The 10,000-nt window shown below is 60.9% G+C and carries 9 protein-coding genes; 6 read left to right on the top strand and 3 right to left on the bottom strand.

From position 1 onward, the window contains the following. Positions 1 to 189: 189 nt before the first annotated feature. From GIV26_RS23315 to GIV26_RS23305, 3 genes are all read right to left on the bottom strand, one after another. A complete protein-coding gene (locus tag GIV26_RS23315; protein WP_003194866.1) occupies positions 190 to 723 on the bottom strand; it encodes an REP-associated tyrosine transposase in 534 nt (177 codons plus the stop codon). Positions 724 to 854: 131 nt separating this feature from the next. Then, on the bottom strand, positions 855 to 1,055 hold the full coding sequence (locus tag GIV26_RS23310; RefSeq protein WP_034129068.1) for a hypothetical protein: 201 nt from the start codon (positions 1,053 to 1,055) through the stop codon (positions 855 to 857). Positions 1,056 to 1,248: 193 nt separating this feature from the next. Continuing rightward, entirely contained in the window at positions 1,249 to 2,289 is a 1,041-nt protein-coding gene (locus GIV26_RS23305) for a threonine aldolase family protein (RefSeq protein ID WP_003194862.1), read from the bottom strand. 90 nt (positions 2,290 to 2,379) lie between these two features. Here GIV26_RS23305 and GIV26_RS23300 point away from each other — a divergent pair, with 90 nt between their 5' ends. The 6 genes from GIV26_RS23300 (at position 2,380) to GIV26_RS23270 (ending at position 9,994) form a co-directional block, all read left to right on the top strand. Next, complete coding sequence (locus tag GIV26_RS23300) at positions 2,380 to 3,108, top strand: TraX family protein (RefSeq protein ID WP_057976537.1); 729 nt, start codon at positions 2,380 to 2,382, stop codon at positions 3,106 to 3,108. 258 nt (positions 3,109 to 3,366) lie between these two features. Then, a complete protein-coding gene (glyA, locus tag GIV26_RS23290) occupies positions 3,367 to 4,620 on the top strand; it encodes a serine hydroxymethyltransferase (RefSeq protein ID WP_236282385.1) in 1,254 nt (417 codons plus the stop codon). A gap of 22 nt (positions 4,621 to 4,642) precedes the next feature. Beyond that, positions 4,643 to 5,893: a sarcosine oxidase subunit beta gene (locus GIV26_RS23285; protein WP_003176546.1), complete on the top strand. Its 1,251-nt coding sequence runs from the start codon at positions 4,643 to 4,645 to the stop codon at positions 5,891 to 5,893. 15 nt (positions 5,894 to 5,908) lie between these two features. Further along, positions 5,909 to 6,211 carry a sarcosine oxidase subunit delta gene (locus GIV26_RS23280; RefSeq protein WP_003194855.1) on the top strand — a complete coding sequence of 101 codons (303 nt, stop codon included), beginning with the start codon at positions 5,909 to 5,911 and terminating at the stop codon, positions 6,209 to 6,211. Further along, on the top strand, positions 6,208 to 9,225 hold the full coding sequence (locus GIV26_RS23275) for a sarcosine oxidase subunit alpha (protein ID WP_236282383.1): 3,018 nt from the start codon (positions 6,208 to 6,210) through the stop codon (positions 9,223 to 9,225). Before GIV26_RS23280 ends, GIV26_RS23275 begins: the two co-directional genes overlap by 4 nt. A gap of 136 nt (positions 9,226 to 9,361) precedes the next feature. Further along, positions 9,362 to 9,994: a sarcosine oxidase subunit gamma gene (locus GIV26_RS23270; RefSeq protein ID WP_236282381.1), complete on the top strand. Its 633-nt coding sequence runs from the start codon at positions 9,362 to 9,364 to the stop codon at positions 9,992 to 9,994. Positions 9,995 to 10,000: the final 6 nt, after the last annotated feature.

Genomic DNA, 10,000 nt, shown 5'->3' with positions numbered 1-10,000 from the left:
AACGCCTCCCAGGACGCTCCGCGTCCCGTCGCAGTTGAGGGGTGACGCGGAGCGTCACGGGCTGCATTCCCACGCGGAGCGCGGGAACGATCTTTCCGGCAGCAGGCACATGCTCGTTCCCACGCTCCGCGTGGTAACGCCACCTGGGACGCTCCGCGTCCCGTCGTAAGGGAAGGGGCACGCGGATCTTCAGAGCCAAGGTTGGATGTCGATCAGGCCTGGCATACCTGCATAGTTGCGCGCGCTGGAGTAACGCCAGTGTTCAGCCAGGTCCACATAGCCCCGCTTTATGGGGTTGTGATGGATGTAATCAAGCTTCTGGCGCATGACAGCCTCGCTGTAAACCAACTCCGCATGTGAACCTTCCTGCCACAGTTGATAAACACGATCTGTCTTGTGTGCACGCTTGCAGAAACGCAGGCGCTGCAATACCCGCTCCGCGCCTTTGCTTTGCAGGTCGTCAATGATGGTGCGGGCGGTGAAGGATTTGAATTGGCTGACGCACTTTCCCAGATCGGGCGCTTGAGCAATAAAGTGCAGGTGATTTTCCAGGATGACGTAACCAAACAAGTTTAAAGCGTGGTTGCTTTGTTGATATCGCCAGCAATCCAGAAGATGGTCCACCAGGTAGTTGCGGGTGAAGAGAGGGAGCCATTCCATGACAGTGCAGGTGAGGAAGTGGGGTTTTTCGGGTTCGGTGATGACATAGCGGCTTCTGCCCACGTGTTCATCCTTGATTTCGGGTGGGCGCGGAGCGTCCGAGGAGGCATTCCCACGCGGAGCGTGGGAACGATCATGATTCAGCGTCGCGTCGCAGGTCGGGAATCTGCGACGCGAGCCTTAGGTGTTAACAGTTATTGGGCATAGATATGGACAACGAAGTGCTGGCCTGAGTTTGTCAATTCGTAGGCTTTGTCGTAGATGGTCAGCGTCCTTGATGACTCCTGAATGGTGTCCCCGACCTTGGCGTGTTTCCTGAACTCATCCCAGTCAATGACCGTGGTGCTAGTGCTGCCGCCGCTTTGCAGTGTGTTGCCATTGCTTTGATATTCCATGATAAAGCTCTCCATTGATGTGCCTTTGCCGCCGATTATTCGGCTGGCGGTGAAACCCGCAAGGTGGCAGTTACCGCTGCGTTTTCCTTGCGGGTAACGAGAGGCTAGACAATGAAAACGAGCTGCGTGGCTCTCAGAAATATCAAAAAACAGTCTCAGCAATCGGCCAGTACCAACTGGCCGAATTCGTACGTTAAGCGTTCATCACTTCCCGAATATCGGCAGCCAATTCCCTTACACGCTCTTCCTCCGTATCCCACGCACACATGAAGCGCGCACCGCCTTTGCCGATGAAGGTGTAGAAACGCCAGCCCTTGGCGGTCAGCGCTGCAATTGCGGGTTCGGAGAGTTGCAGGAACACGCCGTTGGCCTGTACCGGGAACATCAATTCCACGCCGGGAATATCCGCTACCAGGCTGCTCAGCAATTGCGCGCAATGGTTGGCGTGGCGTGCATGCTTGAGCCAGGCGTCATTTTCCAGCAGGCCCACCCATGGCGCAGAAAGAAAGCGCATTTTCGACGCCAACTGACCGGCCTGTTTGCAGCGGTAGTCGAAGTCTTCAGCCAGTTTGTGATTGAAGAACAGGATGGCTTCACCCACCGCCATGCCGTTTTTGGTACCACCAAAGCACAGCACGTCGACGCCGGCTTTCCAGGTCAGGTCGGCCGGTGAGCAACCCAGGAATGCACAGGCATTGGCGAAGCGGGCACCGTCCATGTGCAGGTTCAGGCCCAGCTCCTTGCAGGTGGCGCTGATGGCACGGATTTCTTCCGGGGTGTACACGCTGCCGACTTCGGTGGCCTGGGTCAGGGTCACGACGCGGGGTTTGGGGTAGTGGATGTCCTGGCGCTTGAGGGCGATCTCACGGATCGACTCCGGGGTCAGCTTGCCGTTTTCGGTGCGGGCAACCAACAATTTGGAGCCGTTGGAGAAAAACTCCGGCGCGCCGCATTCGTCGGTCTCGACGTGGGCAGTTTCCGAGCAAATCACGCTATGGTAGCTCTGGCACAACGAGGACAGCGCCAGGGAGTTGGCAGCCGTACCGTTGAAGGCGAAGAACACCTCGCAGTCGGTCTCGAACAGATTGCGGAAACCGTCGGCGGCGCGGTGGGTCCATTCATCATCGCCGTAGGCACGCTGATGGCCCTGGTTGGCTTGTTCCATGGCGGCCCAGGCTTCCGGGCAGATGCCGGAATAGTTGTCGCTGGCAAATTGTTGGCTCTTGTCGGTCATGGCCCGTTCCTGTGGTCGATGTTGGTGCGCACTTTACCCAAGATTGCCGGGGGCACGCACGCACTGTAAATGCAAAGTCGTTGGGGAATTATGCACGGTACTGAAACCTTGCCTGTCGGACCTGTCCGAGATGGCGCTTTGGATCTGCTCAAGTGGCTGGCGCTGTTGAGTATGGTGCTCGATCATTTGCGCTATGTGGGGCTGAGCCTGGATGGGCTATACGTGCCGGGGCGCCTGGCGTTTCCATGGTTTTGCCTGGCGATTGCGGCCAATTTGCACCGTGTCCGTTACGCCCCAGTGACGGGCCATTGGCGCTACCTGGGTTGGTTGCTGCTGTTCAGCGTGATCAGCGAAGTGCCTTATCGGATGTTCATCGAAGATGCCGATACCTTGAACGTGTTGCCGACCCTGGCGCTGGGCATGCTGGTTGCCCGAGGTTGGCAGCAAAAGGCGTTGGTTGATCGAGGATTGGCGCTGATCGCCGTCACAATGGCGGCCGTGTTTTCACACCAGTTGATGTTCGGTTTCTTTGGTGTATTGCTGCCACTGGCGTTATTGCTGGTGTTTCGCCGGCCCTGGTATTTCAGCGTGCTGCCGGGTTTAGTCTGCGTCGCCGCCAATCAGTGGCAGATTCTGCTCAATAGCGGCACGCTTGTGGCGCTGTCGGGGTTGGCTGCATGTCTGATTGCGCCGCTGGCAGGATTGGTCTTATTGCGACATGGCAAAAACGCCGACCCCCCCGCCATGCGACGCTGGGCCTATGCCCTGTATCCCATGCATTTTCTTCTGTTGCTACTCGTTCGCAAGCTCATTGCCTAGCCCTTGTAGGAGCGAGCTTGCTCGCGAAAAACGTCAACAATAACGCGGGCTGCCTGATTGAACGCGGCGCCCTCAGGTTTTTCGCGAGCAAGCTCGCTCCTACAGTTTGTAGGCACCCAGTTAGCATTTGCTCAGGCCATGTCGTAAACGCACCTTTGCGTGGCGTGCGCAGGCATTTGGCCCGCACGCGCCAGCCCTACCATCGCATCAAAGGGCCCTGCGAGGGCCTCAACAATACGAAAGGCTGGGAGAGACGCGATGTTCAGCAAACAAGACCAGATCCAGGGATATGACGACGCACTGCTGGCGGCGATGAATGCCGAGGAACAGCGCCAGGAAGATCATATCGAGCTGATCGCGTCGGAGAACTACACCAGCAAGCGCGTGATGGAAGCTCAAGGCAGTGGCCTTACCAACAAATACGCCGAAGGCTACCCGGGCAAGCGCTACTACGGTGGCTGCGAGCACGTGGACAAGGTCGAGGCCCTGGCCATCGAGCGCGCCAAGCAACTGTTCGGCGCCGATTACGCCAACGTACAGCCACACTCCGGTTCGTCCGCCAACAGCGCCGTGTACCTGGCGCTGATCAATGCGGGCGACACCATCCTGGGCATGAGCCTGGCCCACGGCGGTCACTTGACCCACGGTGCCAAGGTGTCGTCCTCGGGCAAGCTGTACAACGCGGTGCAGTACGGCATCAACACCGACACCGGCCTGATCGACTACGACGAAGTCGAGCGTCTGGCCGTCGAGTGCCAGCCGAAAATGATCGTGGCCGGTTTCTCCGCCTACTCCAAGACCCTGGATTTCCCACGCTTCCGCGCTATCGCTGACAAAGTAGGCGCGCTGCTGTTCGTCGACATGGCCCACGTCGCCGGCCTGGTCGCCGCCGGCCTGTACCCGAACCCGCTGCCGTACGCCGATGTGGTCACCACCACCACCCACAAGACCCTGCGCGGTCCCCGTGGCGGTCTGATCCTGGCCAAGGCCAACGAAGAGATTGAAAAGAAACTCAACGCCGCCGTCTTCCCTGGCGCCCAGGGCGGCCCGCTGATGCACGTCATCGCCGGCAAAGCGGTGTGCTTCAAGGAAGCGCTGGAGCCCGGTTTCAAGGCCTACCAGCAGCAAGTGATCGATAACGCCCAGGCCATGGCCAGCGTGTTTATCAAACGCGGCTACGATGTAGTGTCCGGCGGCACCGATAACCACCTGTTCCTGGTCAGCCTGATCCGTCAGGGCCTCACCGGCAAAGAGGCGGATGCCGCCCTCGGTCGCGCCCACATCACCGTCAACAAGAACGCCGTGCCGAATGACCCGCAGTCGCCGTTCGTGACCTCGGGCCTGCGCATCGGCACCCCGGCGGTGACCACGCGCGGTTTCAAGGTGCCGCAGTGCATCGAGCTGGCTGGCTGGATCTGCGACATCCTCGACAACCTCGGCGACGCCGACGTCGAGGCCAACGTGGCCAAGCACGTGTCTGCCCTGTGCGCTGATTTCCCGGTTTATCGCTGAGCGCGGTTTTGGAGTAATGACTATGCAACGCTACTCGGGCTTCGGCCTCTTCAAGCACTCCCTCAGCCACCACGAAAACTGGCAGAAGATGTGGCGCACGCCGACCCCGAAAAAGGTCTACGACGTGGTCATCGTCGGCGGCGGCGGGCATGGTCTGGCGACCGCCTACTACCTGGCCAAGGAACACGGCATCACCAACGTGGCGGTGGTCGAGAAAGGCTGGCTGGGCGGCGGTAACACCGCGCGCAACACCACCATCGTGCGTTCCAACTACCTGTGGGACGAGTCGGCGCACCTGTACGAACACGCTATGAAACTCTGGGAAGGTTTGTCCCAGGACCTGAACTACAACGTGATGTTCTCCCAGCGTGGCGTGTACAACCTGTGCCACACCCTGCAGGACATCCGTGACTCCGAACGCCGCGTGAGCGCCAACCGCCTCAACGGTGTGGACGGCGAGCTGCTGAATGCCCAGCAAGTGGCCGACGAAATCCCGTATCTGGATTGCTCCAAGAACACCCGTTACCCCGTGCTCGGCGCCACCGTGCAACGTCGCGGCGGCGTGGCCCGTCACGATGCCGTGGCCTGGGGCTTTGCTCGCGCTGCCGACGCCTTGGGCGTGGACCTGATCCAGCAGACCGAAGTGATCGGGTTCCGCAAGGAAAACGGCGTGTGCATCGGTGTGGAAACCAACAAGGGCTTTATCGGCGCCAAGCGCGTGGGTGTGGTCACTGCCGGTAACTCCGGGCACATGGCCTCGCTGGCGGGCTTTCGCCTGCCGATCGAATCCCACCCGCTGCAAGCGTTGGTGTCGGAGCCGATCAAGCCGATTATCGACAGCGTGATCATGTCCAACGCGGTGCACGGTTACATCAGCCAATCCGACAAGGGCGACCTGGTGATCGGCGCCGGTATCGACGGCTACAACGGTTACGGCCAGCGCGGTTCGTACCCAGTGATCGAGCACACCATCCAGGCCATCGTCGAGATGTTCCCGGTGCTGTCGCGGGTGCGCATGAACCGCCAGTGGGGCGGCATCGTCGACACCACGCCGGACGCCTGCCCGATCATCTCCAAGACGCCGGTACCGAACATGTTCTTCAACTGCGGTTGGGGCACCGGTGGCTTCAAGGCCACCCCAGGCTCAGGCAACGTGTTTGCCGCCAGCCTGGCCAAGGGTGAAATGCACCCGCTGGCCGCACCTTTTTCCATCGACCGTTTCCACAACGGTGCGCTGATCGACGAACACGGCGCTGCGGCCGTCGCCCACTAACAGGAGAAATCCCCTATGTTGCATATCTTCTGTCCTCACTGTGGCGAACTGCGCTCCGAAGAGGAATTCCACGCGTCCGGCCAAGCGCACATCCCGCGCCCGCTAGACCCGAATGCCTGCACCGACGAGCAGTGGGGCGACTACATGTTCTTTCGCGATAACCCGCGCGGCCTGCACCACGAACTGTGGATCCATGCCGCCGGTTGCCGCCAGTATTTCAACGCCACCCGCGACACTGTGACCTACGAAATTCTTGAAACCTACAAGATCGGTGAGAAGCCTCAGTTCACCGCCAAGGCCTCTGGAGAGAAGGTATGAGCCAGATCAATCGCCTGTCCAACGGTGGCCGCATCGACCGTAATAAAGTCCTGACGTTTACGTTCAACGGTCAGAGCTACAAGGGTTTTGAAGGCGACACCCTGGCCGCAGCCCTGCTGGCCAACGGTGTCGACATCATTGGCCGCAGCTTCAAATATTCGCGCCCACGGGGCATCTTTGCCGCGGGCGCCGAAGAGCCGAACGCGGTGCTGCAGATCGGCGCCACCGAAGCCACGCAGATCCCCAACGTGCGCGCCACCCAACAGGCGCTGTACCAAGGCTTGGTTGCTACCAGCACCAACGGCTGGCCGAGCGTGAACAACGACATGATGGGGATTCTCGGCAAGGTCGGCGGCAAGCTGATGCCGCCGGGTTTCTACTACAAAACCTTCATGTACCCGCAATCGTTCTGGATGACCTACGAGAAGTACATCCGCAAGGCGGCAGGCCTTGGCCGTTCGCCCACCGAGAACGACCCGGACACCTACGACAACTTCAACCGTCATTGCGACGTGCTGGTCGTGGGCGCAGGCCCTGCGGGCCTTGCGGCTGCGCTGGCCGCTGCGCGCAGCGGGGCTCGGGTGATCATTGCCGACGAGCAGGAAGAGTTCGGTGGTTCGCTGCTCGATTCCCGCGAAAGCCTCGACGGCAAGCCCGCCACTGAATGGGTTGCCGGCGTCATTGCCGAATTGAAAGCCCTGCCGGACGTGGTGCTGCTGCCCCGCGCCACCGTCAACGGTTACCACGACCATAACTTCCTGACCATTCACGAGCGTCTCACCGACCATCTCGGTGACCGTGCGCCGATTGGCGTGGTGCGTCAGCGTATCCACCGTGTGCGTGCCAAGCGTGTGGTGCTGGCCACCGGTGCGTGCGAGCGTCCGCTGGTGTATGGCAACAACGATGTGCCGGGCAATATGCTCGCGGGTGCGGTGTCTACCTACGTGCGTCGCTACGGCGTGGCACCGGGTAAAAAGCTGCTGCTGTCGACCAACAACGATCATGCCTATCGCGTTGCGCTGGATTGGTTCGATGCGGGCCTCACCGTTGTTGCGGTGGCCGATGCGCGCCACAACCCACGCGGGGCTCTGGTTGAAGAAGCTCGCGCCAAAGGCATTCGCATCCTCACCGGCAGCGCCGTGATCGAGGCCCGTGGCAGTAAGCACGTGACCGGTGCCCGCGTGGCAGCCATCGACGTCAAGGCGCACAAAGTCACCAGCCCCGGCGAGTGGCTGGACTGCGACCTGGTCGCCAGCTCCGGCGGTTACAGCCCGGTGGTGCACCTGGCCTCTCACCTGGGCGGCAAGCCGACCTGGCGTGAAGATATCCTCGGGTTTGTACCGGGCGAAGCACCGCAAAAGCGCGTGTGCGTGGGTGGCATCAACGGTGTCTACGGCCTTGGCGATTCCCTCGCCGATGGCTTTGAAGGCGGCGTGCGTGCGGCCAGCGAAGCCGGTTTTGCCCCGGTTGAAGGCACGCTGCCAAAAGCCTTGAGCCGTCTTGAAGAACCCACCCTGGCGCTGTTCCAGGTGCCCCACGAAAAAGCTACCGCACGGGCGCCAAAGCAATTTGTCGACCTGCAAAACGACGTGACCGCCGCCGCCATCGAACTGGCCACCCGCGAAGGTTTCGAGTCGGTGGAGCACGTCAAACGCTACACCGCGCTGGGCTTCGGCACTGACCAGGGCAAGCTGGGTAACGTCAACGGCCTGGCCATCGCCGCCCGTTCGTTGAACGTGACCATCCCGCAGATGGGCACCACCATGTTCCGTCCCAACTACACGCCGGTGACGTTCGGCGCCGTAGCGGGCCGTCACTGTGGGCATATCTTCGAGCCGGTACGCTACACCGCGCTGCAGGCCTGGCACGTGAAGAACGGCGCCGAGTTTGAAGACGTCGGCCAGTGGAAACGCCCGTGGTATTTCCCGCGTAACGGTGAAGACCTGCACGCCGCAGTGAAGCGCGAATGCCTGGCCGTGCGTGACAGTGTCGGCCTGCTGGACGCGTCCACCCTCGGCAAGATCGACATTCAGGGCCCGGATGCCCGCGAGTTCCTCAACCGCATCTACACCAACGCCTGGACCAAGCTCGACGTGGGCAAGGCGCGCTACGGCCTGATGTGCAAGGAAGACGGCATGGTCTTCGACGACGGCGTGACGGCCTGTCTGGCCGATAACCACTTCCTGATGACCACCACCACCGGCGGCGCCGCCCGCGTGCTGCAGTGGCTGGAAATCTACCAGCAGACCGAATGGCCGGACCTCAAGGTGTACTTCACCTCGGTCACCGACCATTGGGCAACCATGACCCTGTCGGGCCCCAACAGCCGCAAGCTGCTCAGTGAAGTCACCGACATCGACCTGGACAAGGACGGCTTCCCGTTCATGACCTGGAAGGAAGGCCTGGTGGGCGGCGTGCCGGCGCGGGTGTTCCGTATCTCGTTTACCGGTGAGCTGTCGTACGAAGTCAACGTGCAGGCCGACTACGCCATGGGTGTGCTGGAAAAGATCGTCGAGGCCGGCAAAAAGTACAACCTGACCCCATACGGCACCGAGACCATGCACGTACTGCGCGCTGAGAAGGGCTTCATCATCGTCGGGCAAGACACCGACGGCTCGATGACCCCGGACGACCTGAACATGGGCTGGTGCGTTGGCCGTACCAAGCCGTTCTCGTGGATCGGCTGGCGCGGGATGAACCGTGAAGACTGCGTGCGTGAAGAGCGTAAGCAGTTGGTGGGGCTCAAGCCGATCGACCCGAACGTGTGGCTGCCGGAAGGCGCGCAGTTGGTGTTCGATCCGAAGCAGACGATTCCGATGAAGATGGTGGGTCACGTTACCTCAAGTTATGCGCATAACTCCCTGGGCTATTCGTTTGCCATGGGTGTGGTGAAGGGCGGCTTGAAGCGCATCGGTGAGCGGGTGTTCTCGCCGCAAGCGGATGGCAGCGTGATCGAAGCCGAGATTGTGTCTTCGGTGTTCTTTGACCCCAAAGGTGATCGGCAGAACGTCTGACACCTGATCGTTCCCACGCTCTGCGTGGGAATGCATTCCGGGGCGCTCTGCGCCCCAAGGGCGGACGCAGAGCGTCCATGGCGGCATTCCCACGCAGAGCGTGGGAACGATCAACAGAATTCAGAACAGGTGCTTTATGACAGCAGCCAATGTTTACCAACAACGCCCCACCACCGGCGCCAAGGCCGAGTCGTCGCTGCACCATGCCGACCTTGCCAGCCTGGTCGGCAAGGGCCGCAAGAATGCCGGCGTGACCGTGCGTGAAAAGAAACTCCTCGGCCACCTGACTATCCGTGGCGATGGCCACGACGCCGCCTTCGCCGCCGGCGTACACAAGTCCGTCGGTATCGAACTGCCCGGCCCGCTGAGCGTGGTCTTCAAAGGTGAAACCAGCCTTCAGTGGCTCGGCCCGGATGAGTGGCTGTTGATTGTGCCGAGCGGTGAAGAGTTTGCCGCCGAGCAAAACCTGCGCGCCGCCCTGGGCGACCTGCATATCCAGATCGTCAACGTCAGCGGCGGCCAGCAGATTCTTGAACTGAGCGGCCCGAATGTGCGCGATGTGCTGATGAAGTCCACCAGCTACGACGTACACCCCAACAACTTCCCGGTCGGCAAAGCCGTGGGTACGGTGTTCGCCAAGTCGCAACTGGTGATCCGTCATACGGCTGAAGACACCTGGGAACTGCTGATCCGTCGCAGCTTCTCGGATTACTGGTGGTTGTGGCTGCAGGATGCCTCGGCTGAGTTCGGCCTGAGCGTTGTCGCATGATGATCA

Origin of the sequence: Pseudomonas sp. PA-1-3F (assembly GCF_021609665.1) — a bacterium.
Taxonomy (GTDB): domain Bacteria; phylum Pseudomonadota; class Gammaproteobacteria; order Pseudomonadales; family Pseudomonadaceae; genus Aquipseudomonas; species Aquipseudomonas paracarnis.
This window is presented reverse-complemented; position numbering and strand designations above follow the sequence as displayed.